Origin of the sequence: Kitasatospora sp. NPDC097643 (assembly GCF_040302625.1) — a bacterium.
Classification (GTDB): domain Bacteria; phylum Actinomycetota; class Actinomycetes; order Streptomycetales; family Streptomycetaceae; genus Kitasatospora.
The window spans coordinates 73,932-97,508 of record NZ_JBEOSA010000024.1 but is presented as its reverse complement, the minus strand read 5'-3'; the positions used below and the strand labels follow the sequence as shown (position 1 = coordinate 97,508).

Here is a 23,577-nt window from a genome sequence, read left to right as displayed (position 1 = left end):
ACCGCTCCTCTCCTGTGTCCGGTCCCAGCCTATTGACGCACCCGCTATTAGTTCGAACAATAGCGGAACTAATTGGCCAGCGCTCGTGCCCACCCCTCCTCCACGACCTCCAGGAGACCCACGTGAACGTCGGAACCCACTCGGCCGGGCCCCGGACCGCGGCCGCCGCGATCGCCGCCCTGACCCTCGCCGGCCTGCTCGGCGCCTGCTCCTCCGGTGACTCCGGCAGCTCCGGCAGCTCCGGCAGCACCGACGCCGGCGCCGGCTCCGGCGGCGTGGTGAAGCTGGAGTTCTGGGGCTGGGCGCCCGGCTACGAGCAGTCGGTGGCGCTGTTCAACCAGAGCCACCCCGGCATCCAGGTCACCTTCGCCAAGACCGCCTCCGGCGCCAAGGGCGGCTACACCAAGATGCTCACCGCCGCCAAGGCCGGGAACGCCCCGTGCCTGGCCCAGGTCGGGTACGAGACGCTGCCCAGCTTCGCCGCCGCCGGCGCCCTCACCGACATCGCCAAGTACACCGCCGAGACGAAGCCGCAGTTCGCCGACTGGACCTGGAAGCAGGTCACCATCGCCGGCCAGACCTACGGCATCCCGGTCGACACCGCGCCGATGGCCCTGATCTACCGCAAGGACCTGTTCGCCAAGTACGGCATCACCGCCCCGCCGGTCACCTGGGAGGAGTACGCGGCCGACGCCGCCAAGGTGCACGCCGCCGACCCGAACGTCTACCTGGGCAACTTCGGCAACGACGCGTACAACTACGCCGGGCTCGCCTGGCAGGCCGGGGCGAACTGGTTCGGCACCTCCGGCGAGCAGTGGCAGGTGACCCTGGACAGCCCGGCCAACCAGAAGGTGGCCGGCTACTGGCAGGCGCTGCTGGACCAGAAGCTGCTGAAGACCGACCCGAGCTTCGAGGCCGCCCACTTCGGCGACCTGACGAACGGCACGGTGCTCTCCGACGTCAACGCGGTCTGGGCCACGCCGATCATCGCGAGCAGCGTCAAGGAGGGCGCCGGCCAGTGGGCGGTCGCCCCGATGCCGGTCTGGGACGCCGCCAAGCCGGTCTACGGCAACGACGGCGGCTCGGCCACCGCCGTGCTCAAGGGCTGCGGCCACGCCAAGGAGGCCGCCGAGTTCGCCACCTGGATGAGCACCGACGCCGCCAGCGTCGGCAACCTCGTCAAGGTCACCGGGATCTACCCGGCCGCCACCTCCGGCCTCTCCCACCCGGCCCTCGCCCAGCCGGACCCGTTCTACGGCGGCCAGACCGTCTTCGACGTCTTCAAGGCCGAGACCGCGCACATCAACACCGACTGGCAGTGGGGGCCGACCATGACCCAGACCGCCACCGACCTCGGCGACGGCCTCGGCCGGGCCGGGACGGGCGGCACCACCCTGCCGGGCGTGCTCGCCGCCGTGCGGACCAAGACGGTCGCCGGGATGAAGCAGCAGGGCCTGAGCGTCTCCGGCGGCTGACGGCCGGTCGACCCAGCAGACGAACCGACCGAAAGGCCGCACCCCCATGACCACCGCCCCGCCGGGCCCCGGCCGCCGGCTGCCCGGCCGAGGCCGGCACCAACGCCGGCGCCGACCGCCCGTGGTGCTGTTCCTGGCGCCGTTCCTGGTGCCGTTCGCCGCGATCTACCTGGCACCGATCGGCTACACCGTCCATCAGAGCCTGTTCCGGATGCACCGCTCCGGCCTCGGCCTGACCGCCCCCACCGAGGTGTTCGTCGGGCTGTCCAACTACGCCACCGCGCTGGGCGACGCCGAGTTCCGCGGCTCGCTGCTGCGGGTCCTGCTGATCGGCCTGGTGCAGGTGCCGCTGATGCTGCTGCTGGCGCTCGGCCTCGCCCTGCTGCTGGACGCCAAGGCCGCCCCGCTCAAGCGCTTCTTCCGGCTGGCCTTCTTCCTGCCCTACGCACTGCCCGGCGTGGTCGGTGCCCTGATGTGGTCCTACCTGGTGGCGCCGGGCCTGAGCCCGATCACCGCCGCCGCCCACCACCTCGGCCTGCACCTCGACCTGACCTCGGACGCGCTGCTGGGCCCGACCATCGGCAACATGCTGACCTGGGGCTGGACCGGCTACAACATGCTGATCATCTACTCCGCCCTCCAGGCCATCCCGGCCGAACTGAGCGAGGCCGCCACCATGGACGGCTGCTCGGCCTTCGCCATCGCCTGGCGGATCAAGGTCCCGCTGGTGCGCCCGGCCCTGGTGCTCACCGCCGTGTTCTCGATCATCGGCACCGCCCAGCTCTACAACGAGCCGGCCATCCTGCACAACGTCGCGCCCAACCTGTCCAGCGGCTACACCCCGATCTCCGCCGCCTACCAGGCGGTCGGCGCCAACGACTTCAACGCCGCCGCCACCGAGTCGGTGATCCTCGCCCTGCTGGCCTTCGCGCTCTCCTTCGGCTTCCTCCGCCTGGTCCAGCGACGGGGGGCCGCCCTGTGAGCGCCCCCTCCCCCGGCACCCGGCCCGGGCTCTCCCGCTACCTCGTGCTCGGCGTGCTGCTGCTCGCCTCGGTGTACTTCCTCGCGCCGGTCTGGTGGCTGCTGGTCTCCAGCACCAAGACCAACACCGACCTGTTCAGCGGCAACGGCTTCTGGTTCGGCCACTTCGCGCTCGCCGAGAACGTCCGCGAGGTGTTCACCCGCCAGGGCGGCATCTACCCGGAGTGGCTCGCCAACAGCGCGCTCTACGCGGTCGGCGGCGCCGCGGTCAGCACCCTGATATCCGCGCTGGCCGGCTACGCGCTGGCCAAGTACCGCTTCCGCGGCCGGGAGTTCACCTTCAACACCGTCCTCGCGGCGGTACTCGTCCCGCAGCCGCTGCTGGCCGTCCCGCTCTACCTGATGTTCTCCGGCGTCCACCTGGTCAACACCCCCTGGGCGGTGCTGCTGCCCAGCATGGTCAGCCCGTTCGGCGTCTACCTGGCCCGGATCTACGCGGGCGCCTCGGTGCCCGACGAGCTCATCGAGGCCGGACGGCTGGACGGCGCCGGGGAGTTGCGCATCTTCGCCACCATCGCCCTGCGGGTGATGTCCCCGGCGCTGGTCACCATCTTCCTCTTCCAGTTCGTCGCGATCTGGACCAACTACCTCCTGCCGGTGCTGATGCTGGCCGACGACCACCTCCAGCCGGTCACCGTCGGCGTCGTCGGCTGGCAGGCGCAGCGCGCGATCGGCCCCAGCGCCGTGCCCACCAACATCGTGATCACGGCGGCCGCCGTCTCGGCCGTCCCGCTGGTCGTCATGTTCCTTTCCCTGCAACGCTTCTGGCGCTCCGGCCTGGTCGCCGGCAGCACCAAGTGAGGAGCCCGCGTGCCCGCCAGGTACCACCTCCGCTTCCAGCTGCACCCCGGCCGGGACGTCGCCCGGCAGGCCGCCGAGCTGGCCGGGTTCTGCCGCGGGGCAGGGGTCGCCGAGGTCGTGCTGCTGCTCGGCGCCGAGGAACTCTTCGCGGGGCACCCCGCCGGGGCGGCCGAGGACCTGCTCGTCGAGACCGCGGCCACCGCCACCACGATCCTGCGGGAGGCCGGGCTCGGGGTCAGTCTCAACCCCTGGGTCACCGCCGGACACGCCGACCGGGGCCGGGTGGACGAGCTCGGCTTCGCCCCCATGGTCGACCCCGCCGGGCGGGCCGCCACCGCCCAGGCCTCCTTCGCCTGCCCGCGCTGGCGGGCCTGGATCACCGCCCACTACGCCCGGTTCGCCGCCCTGGACGTGCGGGTGCTCTGGCTGGAGGACGACTTCCGCTACCACAACCACGCCCCGCTGGAGTGGGGCGGCGGCTTCGAGCCGCTGATGCTGGACCGGTTCGCGGAGCTGGCCGGGGAGCCGGTCACCCGGGAGCGGCTGGTGGCCGCCGTGACCGCCCCCGGGGAGCCGCACCCGTGGCGCGCCCTGCTGCAACGGGTGTGGCGCACCGCCCAGTTGGAGGTCGCCGAGCTGCTGGCGGCGGCCGTCGCGGAGCACTCGGACGGGACGGTCCAGCTCGGCCTGATGAGCTCCGAACCCGGTGTCCACTCGGTGGAGGGCCGCGACTGGCCGGCCCTGTTCACCGCGCTCGGCGTCCACGGGCGGGTCGCCCACCGCCCGCACTTCGCCCGCTACAGCGACGCGCCCGGCCGCGAACTCAGCTTTTCGCTCTGGATGTTGGAGGCCCAGCGGGTGCTGCGGCCGCCGCACGCGACCAGCGAGCCGGAGATCGAGAACTGGCCGCACACCGCCTGGTCCAAGTCCGACACGCAGACCTGGTCCGAGCTGGTCACCGCCCAACTCGCCGGCTCCGACGCGCTGTTCCTCAACCTCCACCCGATGCAGTCCGGCCGGGCCGGGCGCTTCCCCCGGGTCGCCGAGCTGCTGCGCCGCTCCCGCCCGGCCCTGGACTGGGTCGCCGACCAGCGGCAGCGCGGCGCGGGCACCCTCGGGGTGGGCCTGCCGATGCCGCAGGACGCGGCCGCCCACGTCCGCACCCGGGCCGGGGGTTCGCCGGCCGCGCTGGCGGTCGACGCCGGTCCGGCCGCCGACTTCCTGCTGCGCTACGGCGTCCCGGTGACCGCCGAGGACGCCCCCGTCCAGGCCGTCTTCGGTGAACTCGCCCGGGCGCTGCCGGACGCCGAGGTGGAGCGGCTGCTGGCCGGCGGGCTGCTGCTGGACGGCGCCGCCGCCGAGGTGCTCACCGCACGCGGCTTCGGCCCGCTGCTGGGGATCCTCGGGTGCGAGCTCGTCGAACGCGAGGCCGGGCACCCGGGCCGCCCGTACGCGCTGGAACAGGTGCACGACGAGGAGGTGTACCTGAGCGTCAACGTCCAGCCCGCGCTGCCGCGGCTGAAGCTCGCCGACGAAACCGAGGTGTGGACGTCCGTCCTGACCCCCGACCTGCGCCCGTGGGGCCCCGGCCGGTTCGGCTACCGCAACGCGCTCGGCGGACGGGTCGCCGTACTGCCCGCCACCGCCCCGGCCCTGCTGCCGTACGACGACGACGGCCGGCGCCTGCTGCACGCCATGGTCCGTTTCCTCGAAGGCGACCGGCCGGACCTCCCGCTGGTCAGCGGCGGCCCCCACCTGATGCCGTACCTGACCCGGTCCGGGCCGCGCCGGCTGCTCGCCGTAGCCAACGGCAGCGCCGATCCGGCCCGCCCGCGGATCGCCCTGCCGAACGCCCCCGAGGCCCCGGGCGCCACCCTGCTGGCCCCGCTCACCCCACCGACCCCGGCCCGTCTGACCCTGGAACCGGACGGGCCGGCCCTCGACCAGGACCTGCCGCACCGCGGCTGGCTGGTCGTGGACTGGCAGTTGGCGCGTGTCTGATCCCACCCCACCGTGAGGAGAGTCCGTGTTCCCCCCACCCCGCGGCCGCCTGGTCGCGACCCTGGCCGCCCTGGCCGCCCTGCCCCTCGGCCTGAGCGGCGCGGCGGCCACCCCCTCCGCCGCCGCTTCCCCAGCCGCCGCTTCCTCGGCCGGCTTCACCGTGACCGTCGGCGCCCCCGTGCCGTTCGGCCAGATCTCCGACACCCCCGCCTCGCCGTACGTCGACAAGGACGGCACCTTCTACTTCCAGCAGTCCGCCGCCCTCTACGGCGCCCAGGACACCCGGGAGTGGAGCTTCTTCACCGGCAGCGACCTCGACGGCGCCACCCCGGCCGCGGGCCTGAACAAGGCGGTCGACCCGGCCAACCCCGCCGACCGCAACGACGACACCACCTGGCGCTGCAACCACAGCCCCACCGGCCGGACCGCCACCCCCGCCCCGGCCGGTTCGCACTACGCGCAGCCCAACTACTGCGACCTCACCGGCACCTGGGTCGACCCGGACACCGGCGACTGGTACGGCCTGGTGCACAACGAGTTCACCCCGCAGCCCTTCGGCGACGGCATCCACTTCGACGCGATCGACTACGCCGTCTCCACCGACCAGGGCCACACCTGGACCATCAAGGACCAGGTGATCACCTCCCCGTACAGCACCGCCCGCGGTGACACCACCGCCTTCCCCAACCAGACCTACGACTACGGCGACGGCGACCCCCGGCTGTTCGTCGACACCGCCTCCGGCTACTTCTACGTCACCTACGGCTCCCGGATCGTCGACAAGGGCGGCAGCTGGGGCAACTTCCGCGCGCACGTGGCCCGGGCCCCGATCGCCGGCAAGATGGCGCCCGGCACCTGGCAGAAGTGGTACGACGGCGCCTGGTCCCAGCCCGGCACCGGCGGCCGGGAGAGCACCGTGGTGCCGGTCGACGCCGCCCACCCGAGCGGCTACCTGCCGCCCGCCACTGAGTACGACCCGGCCCGCACCGGGACGGTGAGCCAGCAGGTCGCCGCGGGCACGCTCGCCCCGACCTCGCCGCTGTTCGTCATGGACGTCACCTACGACGCCTACCTGGGGCTGTACATCGGCGAGCCGCAGGGCGTCGACCAGAGCGGCAACGCGCCGCAGCAGTTCTACGCGACCACCGACCTGGCCACCCAGAAGTGGACCCTGATCGGCGACACCGGCGGCTACCACACCGCCTCCTGGTACCGCTGGTTCCTGGACGACGCCAACCGGACGAACAACACCGTGGTCGGCAGGACCTTCCGCGCCTACTGCGCCTGGAGCTGCGCCAAGGGTGCGAACGGCGAGTACACCCGGGTGACCATCGACTCGGCCACCCCGGCCGCGCCCGTGGACACCGCCAGGGCCTACCGGATCGGCAACGCCGACGGCCGGATCCTCGCCCAGGTCCCCGGCAAACCGGGCACCACCTCGCTGGGTGCGCCCACCGGCGCCGCCGCGGAGTCCTGGCGCTTCACCGCCAACGGCGACGGCTCCTACCGGATCGCCAACGCGGGCAGCGGCGGGCTGCTCGGCGTCGACTCCACCCGCACCGCCGGCCGCGCCTGGGGCACCAAACCCACCGTCACCCCGGTCGGCACCGGCGGCCCCTCGGTGGGCCAGCAGTGGTTCGTCCTCCCGGCCGGCCCGGCCGGCGCCCTGCGCCTGGTCAACCGGTACAGCGGCCTGGCCCTCGGCCTCTCCTCGGACGCCGCCCGCGCCGTCGAGACCACCCCCGCCCGCACCTGGAGCGACACCACCGGCAACCCGGTCGGCGGCGCCCGCACCGCCGGGGAGCAGACCCTCGCCCTCACCCCGACCGGTGCGGGGAACGGCCCCCTCACCGGCACCCACACCCTGACCGCCGCCGGCAAGGCGCTGGACGACCCGGCCCACTCCACCACCGCCGGCACCCAGCTGATCACCTGGACGCCCAACGGCGGCGCCAACCAGGACTGGGTGTTCACGCAGCAGCCCGACGGCACCTACCAGATCGTCAACCGCGAGTCCGGGCTCTGCCTGGACGTCAACGGCGGGTCCACCGCCCGCGGCGCCAAGGTGATCCAGTGGACCTGCACCGGCGGCACCAACCAGCGCTGGAGCGCCACCCCGGCGGGCGGCGGCTACACCCTCGCCGCGAAGGTCAGCGGCCTGTTGCTGACCACGGCCGGCACCGCCGACGGCTCACCCGTCACCCAGCAGGCCGACACCGGCTCGGACTTGCAGCGCTGGACCGTCAACTGAGCTGTTTCGTCGGCTAGTTGACGGCACGCGACCCGCCTCGGCACCCGCCTCGGCACCCGGCTGCGGGGCCGGGGCGGGTGGCGCGGTACGGCGTCCGCCGCCGGTCGAGCCGTTACGCCCGGCCCAGGATGACCGGGTCCTCGGCGAGTTCGGCCAGCAGGGCGTCCAGCTTCGCCCGGTCGACCGAGGGCATCAGGAAGACGTGTACGTAGCTGCGGCGGGTGGACTCGTCGCCCGGGACCATCAGCACGTCCTGGGAGGACAGCGACCACTTCGCCACCAGCTCGGCGCTCGGCTTGCGGAACCGCACGGTGACGGCGCCCGGGGTGCGAGCCGGCCAGAGCTCGACGCCGGTCTCCTGCTCCATCGCCAGCAGGCGCCGCTCCAGGTAGTCGGCCAGCTCCTGGGCGCCGCGGATCCGGTCCACCTGGTCCTGGTAGGAGTGCCGGGACAGGTGGTCCCAGAGCACCAGCGGGGAGAAGCCGTTGCGGGAGCCGGCGAAGGTGGTGTCCGGCGCACCGATGTAGTCCGGCTGGGACGGCGGCGAGATCTGGTACTTCACCTTCGTCATGTAGATGCCGCACGGCCACGGCGCACCGGGCCACTTGTGGCCGCTCATGGCGATCGAGGAGACCATGTCCACCTCGCCGAACTCCGCGGTCGGCAGCCGCAGGCCGAAGTCGAACTCCGGCAGCCGCGCGTCCGGGGTCCAGCCGTACGCCGGGTCCTCGGCGGCCATCCGCATGAAGGGCGCGTAGCCGGCGCCGAGCGCGCCGTCGACGTGGATCCAGAAGCCCCGCCGCAGGTCGACCAGCGGCTCGCCGGTCTGCGGGCAGGTGCCGTACACCACCTCGCGGCGGACCAGGCCGTGCCGCTCGAAGATCGGCAGCAGCCGCTCGCAGACCGCCCGGACGTCGTCGTGGGCGCCCTTGAAGGTGCTGCCCAGGTTGAGGTTGACGAAGACCGGGTGCCCCTTGGCGGCGAAGAACTCCACCAGCACGGCGAGCGCGTCGACGTCTATCTCGCCCGGGCCGTCCCAGGACCGGCCGGACGGGCCCGGGGCGGAGGGCACCTCGGTGGGCCAGCCGGGACGGCCGGTGGCGGGGTCGACCAGCGGGCACTCGTCCGGGTACAGCTCCAGGCCGACGGCGTGGAAGGTCTCGACGCCCAGCACCCGGACGGCCTTGGCGAAGGAGTAGTGGGTGTCCTCGGAGTAGAACGCGACCGGGCGGTGGGCGTTCGGGTTGTGCCGGTCGGGCGCGGCCTGGACGTAGCGCAGGGCGTCGAACGGGGCCGTCGGCGGCTGGATCAGCGCCTTTCCGCTCAGGTAGTCCCGGGCGTTCCAGAGCGCGTACATGTTGCCCTCGGTCGAGCCCATGGACAGCATGTAGCCCCAGTACGACTCGGGGTCGGCCGGGTCGTGCGGGCGCTCGGCGTGCCACAGCCGCGCGTAGTAGTCGAGCACGGCGGCCTCGACGACCTTGGTGTTCGGCTTGTAGCCGCCGCTCTGGAACGGGTCGCCGAGGTTGTTGATGTTGTTCGGCATGAACCGGGCCAGGTCCAGCGCGGTGCCCTTCATGTCCTGGGTCGCCTGGTAGCCGACCAGGTGCTCGCGCTTGCGGGTCAGGTACTCGTCCACGGTGTCGAGGGCGCGCAGGCGCTGGGCGTCGTCCAGCCCGCCCGCGGGGAGCACGAACTCACCGCCGTCCAGCTCCGGCCCGGGGTCGACGGCGGTCGCGGCTTCAGCGGCGGCGGTCGCGGTCGCGGTCGACTCGGTGAGGGTCACGGTCGGGCTCATGGGCGCGGCACTCCGGGATCTGCTCTGCGAACGGGAGTCCGCGAACGGGCGCGGCTCGGTTCGCCGCTCGGGGCCCAGGATGGAACTTTCCGACCCGGAGCGGAAGATCACCCGAACAAGATTCGGTCTAGCGGCGTCCTGTCTTGCGAATGTGCGGAAACGCCTGCGATCCTAGGCGCCATGCCGAATAATCCGCAGGCCCGGCGGGCGCCCATCGACGACGTGGACGGGGCGATCATCCGCGCGCTGGCCGACAACGCCCGGATGCCCAACAACGCCCTGGCCGAGGCGGTGGGCATCGCCCCGTCCACCTGCCTGGCCCGGGTCCGCGCGCTCCAGGAGCGCGGCATCATCCGGGGGTTCCGGGCCGACGTCGACCCCGCCGCGATCGGGCTGCCGCTCCAGGCGATGATCTCGGTCCGGCTCCGCGCCCACACCCGCGAGCAGAACGAGAGCTTCCGCAGCACCGCCCCGGACCTGCCCGGCGTGCTGGCGGTGTTCCACATGGCCGGCTCCGACGACTACCTGCTCCACGTCGGCGTCGCCGGGCCGGAGGCGCTGCGCGACTTCGTCGTGGACAACCTCACCACCCACCCGGCGGTGGCGCAGACCCGGACCAACCTGATCTTCGAGCAGATAGCGGGCCGCCGTTACCTCGCCCCGGAGCGCTGACGCGATCCGGTTGACGGCTCGTCAGCCCAGCGCCTCGGCTCTCAGCCCAGCGCCTTGGCCTGCCAGTAGCCGAACTGCCCGAGCGCGTCGCCGTCCAGCGCCCACGGCCAGTCCGTGACGGTGTCGCCGATCAGCCGGAAGACCTCGCTGCTCTCCCGCACCCGACCGGCCTGGACCAGGGCGAACGCCAGCAGGTTCAGGTCGGCCGCGGCGGCCGCGTGCCGCAGGTGCCCCGGGCGCGGCCAGCTCGCCAGCGCCCCGTCCAGTGCCCGGGCGGCCCGTGCGTTCGTCCACTGCCGCCGGGCGAGCAGCGCCTCCACCCCGCCCTTGGCGGCGGTGCGGGTGTGCTCGTCGACCACCCCCATGAGCTCCACGCCGACGGCCGGGGCGTTCGACGGCACGGAGGCCCGGACCGACTCCACGAAGTCCAGCTGGCTGCTGCGCGAGCCGCACTCCTCCGGGGAGAGGTAGCGCAGCATCTGGACGTGGGCCTCGCGGTTCCACCGGTCGCGCGTCACGATCTCCTGCCAGACCGCGAACACCTCGCGCGAGTCGGCGCGGATCAGCCGCAGGATCCCGAGCAGCACCACCCAGGGGGCCGGGTCCCCGGCGCGGGCCTCGGCGGCGGCGTAACAGAGCTCGGCGGCCGCCCGGGCGTCCTCCATCCGCCCCGCGTGCCGACCGCGCACCAGCTCGACCCAGGCCTCGAAGATCATCGGATCGGCGCCGTTCGGGCTGCGCATCCGCCAGGACCGGGCCAGCGCGGATGGCGCGGCGGCCTCGGCGAGCACCGCGAACCGGTGCCCACGGCGGTCCCAGTCCGTACCGGCCTCCTGGAGCAGCCGCTCGACCTGGTCGACCTGAATGGAGTCCTGGCCCGGCATCCCGCGGGAATTCAGCTGGCGCCGGACCCGGCCGAGGCCGGCGTCGTCGAGTTCCGGCAGGAGGCGCGGGCCGGAGGCGCGAAATCTTCGAAGGATCGACACGCGGCGCAGCCTAGGCCCCGGACGTAAGGCCGAAAAGCCCTCGGAAGGGAATTGTTATTTCCGACGAATCCGGTGACCCTACCGCTTCGTACCGCGACCGGTCGGAGGGGGGAAAATTCCGGACTTCCCGTGGCTCCGGAACTCGTTGCCCACCACCACCAGCTGCGCGTCGTCACCGTTCGGCATCCCCGCGATCGCGATGCTGCTCGCCGCGAAGATCTGCGCACTGCCCACCCCCTGCACCGCGTTCCAGCCCTGCCACGAACCACTCGCGAAAAGGGCGATGTGATATGCCAGCCCGTCGTAACCGATGATCAACACCTGAAGGTCACCGCTCGGCATCCTGGGCCGCGCTGCGCAGCGCCGGCTGCGGCCGACACGGGGCACTGATCGCGGACGGGCCTTAGTGGTCAACTCCGAAAGTCCCTTCGGGGATTGACGCGATGGGTGTGACTGCGTGGGGCACGGCGGGCTGGTCGCGGGAGCCGCCTCGTGGTCGGCGCTTTCTGCGTGTTGTCAGGCGACACGGAGGATGCTCTTGCCATGTGTTGCGCCCTCGGCGAGGTGCTGCACGGCCGAGGCCATGTCCCCGAGGGCGTACTCGGCGGTGATGTCCAGGCGGACCTTGCCGTCGGCGACGAGGCCGAGTGCGCGGCGGGCACTGTCGGCGAGCCGCTCGGGGTGGGTCTGGCTGAGCAGGTTGCTGTTGTAGGTCAGGAGTGACTTGCCGTGCATGAGGAGGTCGTTGGCGTTGGCGAGGACGGGTTCGTACGTGGCGAGGTTGCCGTATGCCACCAGTCGGCCGTGTACGGCGAGCCGCTCGAGGCCGGCGGTGCGGGTCGAGCCGCCGACCGGGTCGAGGATGACGTCGGGCTTCTCGTCACCGAGCTTGGCCGGGAACTCCTCGCGGAGCAGGAGCTGGTCATACCCGAACCGTGCGGCGTAGTCGGCCCTGTCGGCAGTGCCGACCACGCCCACGATCCGGCCCGCTCCGGCCAGTCGGGCGAACTGGGCGGCGAGCGTGCCGACTGAGCCGGCGGCGGCGTGGATCAGCACGCTTTCGCCGGGCCGTACTCGCGCGGCGGTGTTGATCAGGTCGTAGGCGGTCGGCGCGCCCCACCCGAGACCTGCGGCCGTCCTCAGCGGCATGCCGCCGATGCCCAACGTGAGCGTGGCGGGTGCCAGGACCACCTCGGCGTAGGCGCCTGAGGCGGTCAGCGCGGCGACGGCCTCACCGACACGGCGTGCGTCGACACCCGCGCCGACCGCGACGATGTGCCCGGATGCCTCGAACCCCGGGACGAAGGGGCGCGGCACGGCGAAGTGGCCGTCCCTGACCATGGTGTCGCCCCACTGGATCCCGGCGTAGGCCACGCGGATCGCCACCTGGCCGGGGCCGGGGGTGGGCTCATCGAGTTCGACGATCCGGTAGTGGTCATCGGTGTCGAGAACGACAGCCTTCATCGCTACAGCCCCCTGTGTTGACTCAGTATCCTTACAGTTGAGAAGCGTAGGTATATAAGGTTCCTGAGTCAACCCATGAACCTGTCAGTGGAGCGGGAGTACGCGGTGGAAGCCCGGATCGAGAACGACCTCTGCACCCGGATCAGGCGGTCGGAGCAGGCGCTGATGGCGCACCACGAGGCAGTGCTGCGCGCCTACGGGCTGACCATGACGCAGTACACCGTGCTGTTGATCCTCTCGCGCGAAGGCGGCATGTCCGGCGCCCAGCTGGCCCGTTCCTGCGGGGTGACGCAGCAGAGCATGAGCAGCGTGCTGACCAATATGGAGACCAAGGAACTGATCCGCCGCGAGACGTCCCCGGTGCACGCCAAGGTGCAGATCGCCACCCTCACCGATGGAGGCCGGACGCTGCTGGACAGTGCCTACCAGGAGGTGATCATCCTTGAGCGCGCGCTCACCGACGCGTTCACGCCCTCCGAACACGCCGCACTCTGCGAGCTCCTGGAACGCGCCACCACCGTCCTGGTCCAGCAGACGCGCCCGGCGACAGCCCCGCCCGCCGGCTGAGCCCGCCTCCGCGGGATCAGCCAGGCACGCCCTAACGAACGGGGAGGGCGAGGTCGGACGGGTCGGCGGCCGTGGAGCCGAAGGTGACCGTGCTGCCCGACGGGGTGAGGCCGCCGTAGAGGGGGTCGCGGGTGCCGAGGACGAGGGCGAGGCGGTGGCCGGCGGGCAGGTCGTAGGCGGTGGCGAAGAGGGTGACGTCCAGCGGGAAGGGCTGTCCGGCCGGCTGCCCGGACCAGCTCTGCGGGGCGTGCGAGATCAGCCGGCCGAGGCCGAGCGCGTTCACGTCGTAGAGGTAGGCGACGACCGTGCCCTGCGGGCTGGTGGCGGTGACGGTGGTGTGCAGCCGGGCGGCGCCGCGCAGCGCCAGGCCCTGCGGGTACGGCGCGGACTGCCGGACGACGGCGGCCGAGCGGGCCAGCAGCGGGACGACCACGGTGGGCGACTGGTGCGTGGTCTGGTCGACCAGCCCGGACAGCAGGGCGATCCCGCCGCTCGCACCGGAGGGCAGGTCGCCGAGCACGGTCGTCCGCCAGTCGCCGGGCCCGGCGGCCGGCCCGGTTTCCCCGAGGCTGTCGGCGCCGAGGGCCAGGTGGGCGGTGCGGGAGCTGACGGACGACCAGTCGGGGTGGCTCTCGTGCGTACCGGCGGGGCGGACGGTCAGGTCGACCGCCGGCCGGCCGTCGCCCGGCGCCCCCTTGAGGTACTGGTCGAACCAGGAACGGGCGCTGCCCCAGGCCGGGTTGACCAGGCCGAGCAGTCCGGTGAACTCCTGGCTCGCGTGGTCGCCCGGGCGCAGTTCGAGGCGCTTGGGCCCGGTCAGCCGGTCGTAGAAGGCGGTGACCTGGCCGGGGTTGAAGAAGCTGTCGCCCCAGGCGTTGGCCAGCAGGACGGCGGTGCCGTTGGCGTTGATCCGGTCCAGGTAGCGCGCCGGGGAGCGGACATCGGCCCAGCGGACCACCTCGGGCAGGTCGCGGTCGGCGAACAGGTCGTCCAGCACCCGCCCGAACTCGGCGCTGCGGCGGCCGGTCGGGGCCTGGATCCCGGCGAGCACGGTGGCGGCCTGGAGGTGCCGGGTCTGCCCGCTGTACAGCGAGTCGGTCAGGTCGGCCCAGCCGCTCAGCGAGGCGACGGCCTTGATCCGCGGGTCGAAGGCGGCGCCGAGCAGGGTGAGGCCGCCGCCCAGCGAGAGCCCCACCATGCCGACCCGCTGCGGGTCGGCCGGGGTGTGCGCGAGCGCCCAGTCGATCACCGTCGAGATGTCGGCCACGTCCTTCGGCCCGGCGACGTCGACCTCGCCCCCGGAGCCCCAGAAGCCGCGCACGGTGTAGGTGACGACGACGTACCCGGCGGCGGCGAACGCCCGCCCCTGGGCGACGTACTCCAGGTCGTTCTGCCCCCAACTGGCCGGCTGCACCACCAGCGGGTAGCGCCCCTGCGGGTCGGCACCCGGGGTGCCGGGCGCCGGGGTGAACACGTCGGCCTTCAGCACCACGCCGTCCCGGGCGGAGATGTCGGCCAGGTGGAACGACCCGACGCCGAGCGCCTGCTGCACGGCGGAGGCCGCCGGGGCTACCGGGGCCGCGGCCGCCGCGGGCTGCGCCACGGCGCCCGCGCCGAGGGCGAGTGCCACCGCCAGCGCGGCGCTCGCCACCCGACGTCCGTGGCTGCTGGGGAATCGTTCCATCGCTGCTCCACCGCTCCATCCGTGCGCTAACCATTCGACTGCCGGAGCCTAGCGATCTGATGGGCCTTCAGAGGAGATGATGATCAGCCAACTTACCGGCCAGTAATGCAGGTCGCACACGCCACGCCTGGCGGCACGGCTCACAGGGCGGCGAGGGTGTCCGCCAGGTCGGTGAGGCCGAGGGAGCCCAGGGACAGGGCCTCGGTGTGCCAGGCCTTGAGGTCGAAGGTGGTGCCGTGGCGGTGGCGGGCGCGGGCGCGGCCGTCGAGCCAGGCGCGTTCGCCGAGCTTGTAGCCGATCGCCTGGCCGGGCCAGCCGAGGTAGCGGTCGATCTCGCCGGCCCGCCGGGCGGGTGAACTGCCGTGGTGGGCGGCCATGAAGGCGGTCGCGAGGTCCGGCGTCCAGCGCTCGCCGGGGTGGAAGCCGGAGTCGGCGGGGACGGTCAGCTCCAGGTGCAGGCCGAGGTCGACGATGACCCGGATGATCCGCAGCATCTGCTTGTCCAGGTAGCCGAGTCGGCGGGCCGGGTCGGTGAGGAAGCCGAGTTCGTCCATCAGTCGCTCGGCGTACAGCGCCCAGCCCTCCTTGTTGGCACTGACCGCGCCCAGGGTGATCTGGTACTGGCTGAGCCGGCCGACCTCGGCCGTCCAGCGGGCGGTCTGGAGGTGGTGGCCGGGGACACCCTCGTGGTACCAGGTGCTGACGATCTGCCAGGTGGGGAAGGTCCGTTCGCCCAGGGTCGGCAGGTAGGTGCGGCCGGGGCGGGTGAAGTCCAGGCTGGGGCCGATGTAGTGCGGCGCGGTCGAGCCGCCCGGCGGGGCGATCCGGGTCTCCACCCGGCGCATCGGGCCGGAGATGTCGAAGTGGGTGCCGTGCAGGGCCTCGATCGCCTCGTCGGTGATCTGCTGGAGCCAGACCCGGATCGCCTCCTCGCCCTCGACGGCGTGGCCCTGCCGGTTCAGGTGGTCCATGGTGGCGCGGGCGGTGGCGCCCGGGAGGATGCGCGCGGCCTCGGTGCGCATCTCCTCGGCGGTCCGGTGGAACTCCTCCCAGGCCCAGGCGTACGCCTCCGGCACGTCGACGTCCGTGCCGTTGGCCCAGCGGGCGGAGCGCAGGTAGCGCTCGCGGCCGACGGCGTCCGGGGTGCCGTCCGCGGCCGGCAGGTAGGTGTCGTGCAGCCAGTCGCGGAACCGCCCGACCGCGGCGGTGGCGTCGGCGGCCGCGGCCTCCAGGCATGGCCTGCGCCGGTCCGGACCGGCAGCGACGAAGCCGGCGAACCAGCTCGCGCCGCCGTCGGATCGGCCGGTCCAGGCGTCGAGCTGGTCGACCACGGCCCGGGCCTGGCGCGGCGCGGACAGCAGCCCGCGCGCGATGCCCTCGGCCAGGGTGGCCCGGTAGCCGTCCAGGGCGGCGGGCAGCTTCTGCAGCCGCCCGGCCACCGCCGCCCAGTCCTCGTCGGTGTCGGTGGGCATCATGGTGAGGATGCCCCGCAGCTGGTGCACGGGCGAGTTGACGTTACGCAGCTGCCGGTAGTGGTCGCCGGCGTCGTGCACGGCGAGCTCGGCGGTCAGGCGCTCACGCAGCAGCCGGGCGCAGGACCGGTCGGCCGGCTCCGCCCAACTCCCGCCACTGGAGCGTTCCGCGGCGTCCAGGGTGGCCAGGGTCCGGCGGGCCAGTGCGGCGAGTGCCTCGAAGCCCGCCGGGGACAGGTCCGGCTGCCGGTCGTCCCCCGGCTGCGCCCCGAGCCGGACCGCCACCACCGGATCGAGCGCGGCGACCTCGGCCACGTAGTCGTCGGCGATCCGGCGCGGCGTGCTCAGTTCATCGGCCATGGCGCCATTCTGACGTCGCGTCGACAGTGCTGTCAGCACCGTCGGCCGGGAGGGGCACGGGACGGGCAACGGACCCAGGGCCGCCGGTCGTGGTGAGCGGCGGCCCTGCGTCCCGGGTGGGGTGGGGTCAGTGGGGCCCGGGGGTCGCGTACTGGACGAGTTCGACCAGGAGGCCGGTGGCCGGGCCGAGGTGGACGAAGGCGATCTGGAGGCCGGGCTGGCCGCCGGGGCGGGGTTCGTCGTCGACCAGGACGGCGCCCCGGGCGCGCAGGGTGGCGAGTTCGGCCACGATGTCGTCGACCTCGAAGGCGACGTGGTGCAGGCCGGGGCCGCTGCGGGCGAGGTGGCCGGTGACCTGGCTGCCCGGGCCGGAGGGGGTGACCACCTCGATCGCGGTGGGGTCGCCCTCGCGGCGCCAGAACTGGCAGGTGACGTCGTAGGTGTCGACCACGTCGGTGAGGTCGGGACGCATGGTGAGCATCTCCAGGCCGGTGGCGGCGGTCTTGAGGTCGGCCGCCACCAGGCCGACGTGGTCGATCCGGCGGATCACCGGGCCGCCAGTGCGCTGGTCACGAGCTCGGAGAGCTGGTCGATGTCGGCGATCGCGAAGTAGGCGCGCAGGTCGAGTTGGACGCCGAAGGTGTCCTCGATGTCGGTGAGCAGCCGGAGGGCGGCCAGGCTGGTCCAGTTGTCGAGGTTCTGGAACCTCGACTCGGTGGTCAGGCCGGGTAGTTCGGTGACCTGCTCGACCAGGCCGACGAGCCGGCCGGTGACGTCGGAGAGCGTGGCGTCGGAGAGCGAGGCGTCAGACATGGGTGGGTTCCCTTCGGTCCAGTTCGATCCAGGCGGGGACGGCGACGTCGGCCGTGGAGAGGTCGAGCGCGTACCGGGTGGTGCCGTCGGTGGCACCGTCGGTGGCGCCGGTCTCGGCGAAGGCCTCGACCAGGGAGGCGGCCGGCCCGTTCCGCTCGCCGCGCCGGTAGTCGGCGTGCAGGGTGGTGGCGCCGGCGGCCCGGGCGAGTTCGGCGAGGTGGGCGAGCACGGCGTGTTCCACGCCGCGGGAGAAGACCCGGCAGCTCATCACGAAGTTCTCGACGAGCCAGTGGTCCGGGCCCTTGGCGACCCAGGCCGCGCCGACCCAGCCCTCGCGGCCGAAGCGGTCGGAGACCTCGAAGCCGAGCACGGCGTGGTCCACCGAGGCAGCCATCTCGCGGGTGCGGCTCTCCCCGTGCGCGCCCGGGTTGAGGTTGAACTGGTTCGTGCGGGCCGCGAGTTGGACCAGCCTTGGCAGGTTGAACTCGTCGGCCGGGGCGACCGTGACCTTCAGTCCGAGACCGGTCAGGTAGTCGTTGGCGGAGGCGAACGAGGCGGCGAAGTCGGCGCGTTCTGCCCGGGCCCGGTACATCCCGGTCCGCTCCCGGTCGGTGGCGGTGGTGCTGAGCGCGCCGAAGAACTGCGGCTCCAGCACCGCCGCGAGGTGCCCGGCCGGGTCGCCGCTGAGCCGGACCACCTTGACCTCGGGCAGCTCGCGGGCGACCAGGTCGCACTCGAACGGGCTGTCGTCGACGAACACGACGCTGTCGAGTCCGATGTTCAGCGTCTCGACGATCTGGCGGATGTTGTGGTCCTTGCGGCCCCAGTTGGCGGCCCGGGCCACGAAGTCGTCCGGCCGCAGCAGCAGTTCGGGGTGCGAGGCGAGCACCGCGTCGACCGCGGACTGCTCGTTCTTGCTGCACACCGCGAGCAGGACGCCCTGCCGCTTCAGCGCGAGCAGGCCGCGCTGGAGCTCGGTGTAGCAGCTGCCGGGGTAGCCGCCGCCGACCTGGATGCCCTCGGGGCCGTCGTCCCCGAGGACGCCGCCCCACAGGGTGTTGTCCAGGTCGACGACCAGCAGCTTGCCCGTTCGCCCGGCCGTCGCGCGGCAGAACGCGGCGGCCTCGCGGGCGAATTCGGCCTCCACGCCGAAGGTCCAGGCGATGCCGCCGAAGCGGTGCAGCCGGTCGTCCCGGACCGGGCCCGGGTGGTCGACCAGCAGGGCCTCGAAGTCCAGCACGTGGACGGACGGGTGGCGCGCCCCGAGGTCCAGCAGGTTTTGGTTCAACTCCCGCCAGGCCGCGCCGAGTTCGGCCCGACCGGCGTAGCCGATCACACGCCGCTGCTGGGCCCGGGCGAGCGGCACCGTGTGCAGCACGACGGCGCTGGTGGAGCGCTCGGCGAAGCCGGCCACCGCCTGTTCCAGCATGGCCAGCCGGTGGGCGGCCGGGCCGCTCAGGGTCTCGATGTCGGCCGGGTCCCAGTCCAGCGGGAGCAGCGCCTCGTCGTGCAGCAGGCACAGCGTGACGTCCGGCGCGAACCGGGCCAGCTCCGAGTCCGGGTCGCTCAACTCGACCAGCAGCTGGTCGAATCCGCTGACGTGCAGCTCAGGCGCGATCCCGCTGCGCAGCAGTTCGAGCCGGAGCAGCGGTGCGACGTTCTCGGCGGTGAAGGTGCCGGCGATGGCGACCCGCAGCGGGCGCAGGGCGCGGCCCTCGGGGGTGATCCGGGCCGGTGGGACGTTCGCCAGCAGGCGGCCGGCGTCGCGTCGGGCGGTCGGGGCGGTCAGCCCGGCCAGTGCGGCGAGCAGGCCGGGGTCGGCCGGTGCGTCGGGGCCGCGGACCGCGCGGATCCGGGCCAGCAGGTCCTCGTCGGTGTGCATGTCGTCTCCGTCTCCGTTTCTCACACCTGGAGCAGCGTGCAGATCCAGTGCATGCCGCTGCTGGTACTGGTCAGCGCGACGACGTCGCCGGTGGCGAGCTCCCCGGCGGCCAGCAGGCGGCGCAGGGTCACCAGCTGGTCGGCGCAGCCGATGTGGCCGTGCTCGAGGGCGGTGTCGACGTTGGTCCGGTCGAGCGCGATGTCGAGGTCCTTGGCGAGGTCGGCGAGCTGTCGGCCGTTGTCGTTGAAGTGGATCACCCGCCGGATGTCCTGGCGGGCGATCCCGGCGCGGGCGCAGGCGAGGTCGACGACCTCACGGCTGCGGGAGCGGATCATCGACACGAACCGGTACATCGCGCGGACGTCGCCCTGGAAGAAGGCGTCCAGCCGGTCCTGCGGGTTGGCCACGTGCGGCTGTTCGGGGTCGCCGGCGCGGAAGGGGTTGGCCGCCCCGCCGACGTCCATCCGCATGAAGTCGGCGTAGGTGCCGTCGGTGATGGTCTCGGTGGCCAGCCAGCGGCAGCCGCCGTGGTCGCGCCGGACGACGGCGGCTGCCGCGCCGTCCGAGTAGACGCTGGTGTTGATCTCCATCCGGTTCCAGTACGGCTCGGCCACCCGGTTGGCGCCGATCACCAGCGCGGTGCGGTACGCCGGGTGCACCGCGAACTTGCCCGCGACCAGGTCGAAGGCGGCCACGCCGCCGCCGCAGGCCTGGTTGACCAGCACCGCCTCGGCGCCGTGCGCGCCCAGCCGGGCCTGGGTCGAGGCGGCCGGGTCCCAGTACAGGTACTCGGCGAGGTCGGCGATGGCGAGCACCACCAGGTCGACCTCGTCCGCGCCGATCCCGGCCTCGGCGAGGGCCTGCCGGCCGGCCTCGACGGCGAGGTCGGTGAGGCCGACGCCCTCGGGCGCGCGGTGGAAGGTGCGGTAGCCCCAGCCGCGGATCCGGTCCAGGTCCTCGGTGTAGGACGGCGCGAGGTCGGCGACGGCGGAGGGTTCGGGCAGCGCCTGGCCGATCGCGACGACGCCGAAGCGGACGCCGGTCGGCGCCTGGTCGGCGGCCGGGAGCGGGTCGGCCCAGGTGAGGGCGTGCACCCGGCCGGCCCGCCCGGTGCCGTCGGGGTGGTTCTCCGGCAGGGCGCGCAGGAAGGTCAGGGCGGCGCCGTTGTGCTCGGTCTCCCGGTAGCGGAACACCACGTCGGCGCCGTCGGCGCGGCGCAGGATCTCGCGCAGCACGGCGTCCTCGACCTGCCGCCCGAGGACGGGGCAGGAGAGCGAGAACAGGTCGACGGTGCAGTGGCCGCCGTCGCGGCGCAGCCCGACGGCGCCGCTGATGCCGTAGTCGCCGAAGCGGTCGCGCACCGAGACGGCCAGGAGGTCCCCGGGGTAGCCGGCGACGGCGTCCGCGTCCTGGTCGTTGCCGAGGGTGAAGTCCTTGGCCCGGGTGACCACTTCGGCCACGGTGTCGAGCAGGCCCGCGGCCGGCCGGACGTCCACGACCACGTCGAGGCTGGCCACGAAGTCGTCCAGCGAGACGGCGGACGGCTCGACGGACGACGCCGGGGACTCCACCGGCAGCACGGACGGCGGGGCGGGCGCGGTGGCGAGCGTCAGCGGCGCCGGGCGGTCGAACAGACCCGCCGCGGCCAGCTCGGCGGTCCAGGCCTCCGGCTGCTCCCCCAGCACCACTCCGGCGCCCGGCGGCAGCAGTTCGGGATCCGCCGTCAGCACGGCCACCGCGCGGGCCGGGACGTCCAGTGCCTCGGCGACGGCGGCCAGCCGGTCGGCGACCGGCCCGCGGGCGACCACCGCCGCGTCGACGGAGGCGACCAGTTCGGGGCAGGACTTGGCGAGCGCCGGCCAGACCGCGGCGTCCGTGGCGCACAGGCCGACCCGGGCCCCGACGCCGCGCAGCGCGCGCAGCGGGTCGCGCAGGCCCGCGGCCGGTCCGTCGGCGAGGCTGTCCGCGTCCAGCACCACCGCGCGGACGCCGGCGCCGAACCGGCCGACGAGCAGCCGGGCGATCCGGGTGCCGAGCCGGGCGAACAGCTCTTCCGTGTAGGGCACCTTGGCCAGCTTGAACATGGCCGGGTGGTAGGCGCCCGCGGCCCCGACCTCCCGGACGGCGTCCTCGGCGTCGGCGAGCAGGATCCCGGGCAGGCCGGCCAGCCGGGCGCGGGCGGTCTCGCGGGCCGCCGTGGCCAGCGCGGCGGCACCGGCGGTCCGGCCGGTGTCGCCGACCCCGAGGCCCTGGTGGTCGGGCAGCGCGGGCAGCACGAAGACCAGGGTGCCGACCCAGCGTTCGACGGCGCTGCGGGCGGCGTCAGCGACGTCCAGCAGGTCCCGGGTCCACTGCGGTCCGGCCGGGCCGAGCTCCTCGAAGCGGGGCGCCACGACCAGGACGTCCGGCCGGGAGCGGGCCGTCTCGCCCTGCTCGTCGAGGCACTGGCGGACGATCTGGTCGAACGGGCCGACGTGGCAGAGCGGCGGCAGTCCGGCCCGGTGCAGCGGCACGCCGAGGTACGGCACCAGCTGGTCGGCCGTGTAGCTGGCCAGCAGGCCGATCCGCAGCCCGGGCGCCGCGCCCTCACGGGACAACTCCCGCCAGGCGGAGCGCAGTTCGTACGGGGTCGGGGTGGTCATGCCGCCACCCCCTTGGCGCGCAGCACCGTGCGCAGCCGGCCGATGGACGGCACGTTCCGCACCTCCTCGTAGGCGAACGAGACCTGGTAGATCTCCTCCAGCGTCACCACCAGTTGCAGGTGGCGCAGGCTGGTCCATTCGGGCAGGGTGGCGGGGCCGTCCTCGTCGGTGACGGCCGCCGGGTCGAGGTCGAGGACCTCGGCGACGAGCGTGAGCAGCCGGGCGGGTTCCTGGAGTGCGGTCACGGGGTCACCGCCTCGGTCGCGACGGCGGCGCCGGCCGCGCCGGCGGTCGGCTCGGTCTTCGGCCCAGCCCCGGACGCCGGCTCCGGCTCCGGTTCGGCGTCCGGCAGGATGCTCTCGATCCGCCGGATGCTGGGCACCAGGAAGGAGCCGAGCGCGAGCACCGCGCCGACCACCCCGATGCCGACGAAGACCAGGCCGATGCCGCCCGCCTGCCCGCTGCCGACCAGGCCGCCGAGCAGCCGGTCGCCCTGTTCGCCGGGCTCCATCCACGGGGTGAGCACGTGGTCGACCAGCGGCCCGGCGATCAGCGTGGCGATCGGGATGGACAGCTCCTCCACGAACTGCCGGGCGGCGAACACCCGGCCCTGGAGGTGCGGTTCGACCTTCTCCTGCCACACGGTGTTGGTGTAGCCGTCGATGATCGGGATGCACATGTGCACCACGATCAGTGCGATGCCGAGCAGGATCACCACGTCGGAGACGCCGTAGAGGATCCGGCCGATCACGCTGAACGCCACGGTGGCCCACAGCACGTACCGCATCTTGTCCCGGGGGGACTTCAGCGCCGCGACCAGGATGGTGCCCCCGATGCCGCCGATCGCGCCGGTGGACAGCACCAGGGCGAGCGAGCCGTTGCTGTCCCCGGTGCGGGCCAGCACGAGCGGCCGCAGCAGCAGGTAGCCGGTGGAGGCCAGCACGTTGATGATGACCAGGAAGGTCTCCAGGTTGCGCAGCGGCTTGCTGCGCAGGATGTAGCGGAAGCCGATCTGGCAGTCCTGCCAGAAGGTCGAGGGGGCGGCCCCGTCGGGTTGCTTCGGGGTGGCCGGGAGGGCCACCAGCAGCACGGTGGCGATGGCGAAGGCGTACGAGACCGTGTCGATCAGCAGGATGGTGCTGATGCCGGTGACGGTGAGCAGCAGGGCGGACAGCAGCGGCGCGAACAGCTCGGGCGTCGAACGGACGGCGAACATCATCGCGTTGGCCCGCGCGTAGTTGCCGCGTTCCATCATCAGGGTGATCGTGGCCTGGAACACCGGCACCTGGAACGCGACGAAGGCGCCGGTGACGAAGTTGACCAGGTACAGCTCCCCCATGCCGGGTGTGCCGGTCAGGAACAGGATCAGCAGGGCCGCCGTGGCGACCGCCGAGCCGAGCTCGGAGATCATCATGGTCAGCCGGCGGTTCCAGCGGTCGATGAACGCGCCGGCGACCGGGCTGAACAGCACCGTCGAGGCGAAGGCGAAGAACAGGCTCAGGGTGAACTGGGTGGTGCTGCCGGTCTGGTCCCAGATCCAGACGCTGACCGCGAAGTTGGTCATCCGCGTCCCGACGACGGACAGGAACTGACCGCACCACAGGACGGAGAAGGCGGCGAATCCGGTTGGACGTCGCATGATCGTGCAGGTCCTTCCACTGGTGTTGG

General features: G+C 73.1%; 19 protein-coding genes. 7 read left to right on the top strand and 12 right to left on the bottom strand.

The window, feature by feature from the left end:
* Window positions 1-122 precede the first annotated feature (122 nt).
* The 5 genes from ABTY15_RS17660 to ABTY15_RS17640 are packed head-to-tail and all read left to right on the top strand — an operon-like array spanning window position 123 to window position 7,569.
* Window positions 123-1,475, top strand: coding sequence for an extracellular solute-binding protein (locus ABTY15_RS17660; RefSeq protein WP_350589341.1), 1,353 nt, complete (start codon window positions 123-125; stop codon window positions 1,473-1,475).
* Between the two features lie 46 nt (window positions 1,476-1,521).
* A complete protein-coding gene (locus ABTY15_RS17655) occupies window positions 1,522-2,457 on the top strand; it encodes a carbohydrate ABC transporter permease (protein WP_350589333.1) in 936 nt (311 codons plus the stop codon).
* The gene (locus tag ABTY15_RS17650; RefSeq protein ID WP_350589315.1) at window positions 2,454-3,317 is read left to right on the top strand and encodes a carbohydrate ABC transporter permease; all 864 of its coding nucleotides are present in this window, start codon (window positions 2,454-2,456) and stop codon (window positions 3,315-3,317) included. Before ABTY15_RS17655 ends, ABTY15_RS17650 begins: the two co-directional genes overlap by 4 nt.
* Before the next feature lie 9 nt (window positions 3,318-3,326).
* A complete protein-coding gene (locus ABTY15_RS17645) occupies window positions 3,327-5,318 on the top strand; it encodes a hypothetical protein (protein ID WP_350589303.1) in 1,992 nt (663 codons plus the stop codon).
* Window positions 5,319-5,343: 25 nt separating this feature from the next.
* Window positions 5,344-7,569, top strand: coding sequence for an RICIN domain-containing protein (locus ABTY15_RS17640; RefSeq protein WP_350589293.1), 2,226 nt, complete (start codon window positions 5,344-5,346; stop codon window positions 7,567-7,569).
* A gap of 112 nt (window positions 7,570-7,681) precedes the next feature.
* Here ABTY15_RS17640 and ABTY15_RS17635 read toward each other — a convergent pair whose 3' ends face one another.
* The gene (locus ABTY15_RS17635; protein ID WP_350589285.1) at window positions 7,682-9,367 is read right to left on the bottom strand and encodes a PLP-dependent aminotransferase family protein; all 1,686 of its coding nucleotides are present in this window, start codon (window positions 9,365-9,367) and stop codon (window positions 7,682-7,684) included.
* A 180-nt stretch (window positions 9,368-9,547) separates the two neighbouring features.
* Here ABTY15_RS17635 and ABTY15_RS17630 point away from each other — a divergent pair, with 180 nt between their 5' ends.
* On the top strand, window positions 9,548-10,039 hold the full coding sequence (locus tag ABTY15_RS17630) for an Lrp/AsnC family transcriptional regulator (protein WP_350589277.1): 492 nt from the start codon (window positions 9,548-9,550) through the stop codon (window positions 10,037-10,039).
* A 41-nt stretch (window positions 10,040-10,080) separates the two neighbouring features.
* On the opposite strand, the gene ABTY15_RS17625 is transcribed toward ABTY15_RS17630, so the two are convergent.
* The 3 genes from ABTY15_RS17625 to ABTY15_RS17615 all read right to left on the bottom strand — a co-directional run bounded on the left by ABTY15_RS17625 (window position 10,081) and on the right by ABTY15_RS17615 (window position 12,489).
* Window positions 10,081-11,025 (bottom strand): hypothetical protein, encoded by a 945-nt coding sequence (locus ABTY15_RS17625; protein WP_350589267.1) that lies wholly within the window; start codon window positions 11,023-11,025, stop codon window positions 10,081-10,083.
* Between the two features lie 78 nt (window positions 11,026-11,103).
* Complete coding sequence (locus tag ABTY15_RS17620) at window positions 11,104-11,346, bottom strand: hypothetical protein (RefSeq protein WP_350589261.1); 243 nt, start codon at window positions 11,344-11,346, stop codon at window positions 11,104-11,106.
* A 195-nt stretch (window positions 11,347-11,541) separates the two neighbouring features.
* On the bottom strand, window positions 11,542-12,489 hold the full coding sequence (locus ABTY15_RS17615; RefSeq protein WP_350589253.1) for a quinone oxidoreductase family protein: 948 nt from the start codon (window positions 12,487-12,489) through the stop codon (window positions 11,542-11,544).
* 75 nt (window positions 12,490-12,564) lie between these two features.
* Here ABTY15_RS17615 and ABTY15_RS17610 point away from each other — a divergent pair, with 75 nt between their 5' ends.
* Complete coding sequence (locus tag ABTY15_RS17610; RefSeq protein ID WP_350589244.1) at window positions 12,565-13,056, top strand: MarR family winged helix-turn-helix transcriptional regulator; 492 nt, start codon at window positions 12,565-12,567, stop codon at window positions 13,054-13,056.
* Window positions 13,057-13,087: 31 nt separating this feature from the next.
* Here ABTY15_RS17610 and ABTY15_RS17605 read toward each other — a convergent pair whose 3' ends face one another.
* The 8 genes from ABTY15_RS17605 to ABTY15_RS17570 form a co-directional block, all read right to left on the bottom strand.
* Window positions 13,088-14,740 carry a CocE/NonD family hydrolase gene (locus ABTY15_RS17605; protein WP_350589238.1) on the bottom strand — a complete coding sequence of 551 codons (1,653 nt, stop codon included), beginning with the start codon at window positions 14,738-14,740 and terminating at the stop codon, window positions 13,088-13,090.
* 140 nt (window positions 14,741-14,880) lie between these two features.
* Window positions 14,881-16,572 (bottom strand): DUF885 domain-containing protein, encoded by a 1,692-nt coding sequence (locus ABTY15_RS17600; protein WP_350589233.1) that lies wholly within the window; start codon window positions 16,570-16,572, stop codon window positions 14,881-14,883.
* A 127-nt stretch (window positions 16,573-16,699) separates the two neighbouring features.
* Window positions 16,700-17,122, bottom strand: a complete 423-nt coding sequence (locus tag ABTY15_RS17595; protein ID WP_350589227.1) for a VOC family protein — start codon at window positions 17,120-17,122, stop codon at window positions 16,700-16,702.
* On the bottom strand, window positions 17,119-17,385 hold the full coding sequence (locus ABTY15_RS17590; RefSeq protein WP_350589212.1) for an acyl carrier protein: 267 nt from the start codon (window positions 17,383-17,385) through the stop codon (window positions 17,119-17,121). The genes ABTY15_RS17595 and ABTY15_RS17590 overlap by 4 nt, the downstream gene beginning before the upstream one ends.
* A complete protein-coding gene (locus ABTY15_RS17585) occupies window positions 17,378-19,267 on the bottom strand; it encodes an HAD-IIIC family phosphatase (RefSeq protein ID WP_350589205.1) in 1,890 nt (629 codons plus the stop codon). Before ABTY15_RS17585 ends, ABTY15_RS17590 begins: the two co-directional genes overlap by 8 nt.
* A gap of 20 nt (window positions 19,268-19,287) precedes the next feature.
* Window positions 19,288-21,909 (bottom strand): 3-oxoacyl-[acyl-carrier-protein] synthase III C-terminal domain-containing protein, encoded by a 2,622-nt coding sequence (locus ABTY15_RS17580; protein WP_350589201.1) that lies wholly within the window; start codon window positions 21,907-21,909, stop codon window positions 19,288-19,290.
* Window positions 21,906-22,154, bottom strand: a complete 249-nt coding sequence (locus ABTY15_RS17575) for an acyl carrier protein (RefSeq protein ID WP_350589198.1) — start codon at window positions 22,152-22,154, stop codon at window positions 21,906-21,908. The genes ABTY15_RS17580 and ABTY15_RS17575 overlap by 4 nt, the downstream gene beginning before the upstream one ends.
* On the bottom strand, window positions 22,151-23,548 hold the full coding sequence (locus tag ABTY15_RS17570; protein WP_350589196.1) for an MFS transporter: 1,398 nt from the start codon (window positions 23,546-23,548) through the stop codon (window positions 22,151-22,153). The genes ABTY15_RS17575 and ABTY15_RS17570 overlap by 4 nt, the downstream gene beginning before the upstream one ends.
* Window positions 23,549-23,577: the final 29 nt, after the last annotated feature.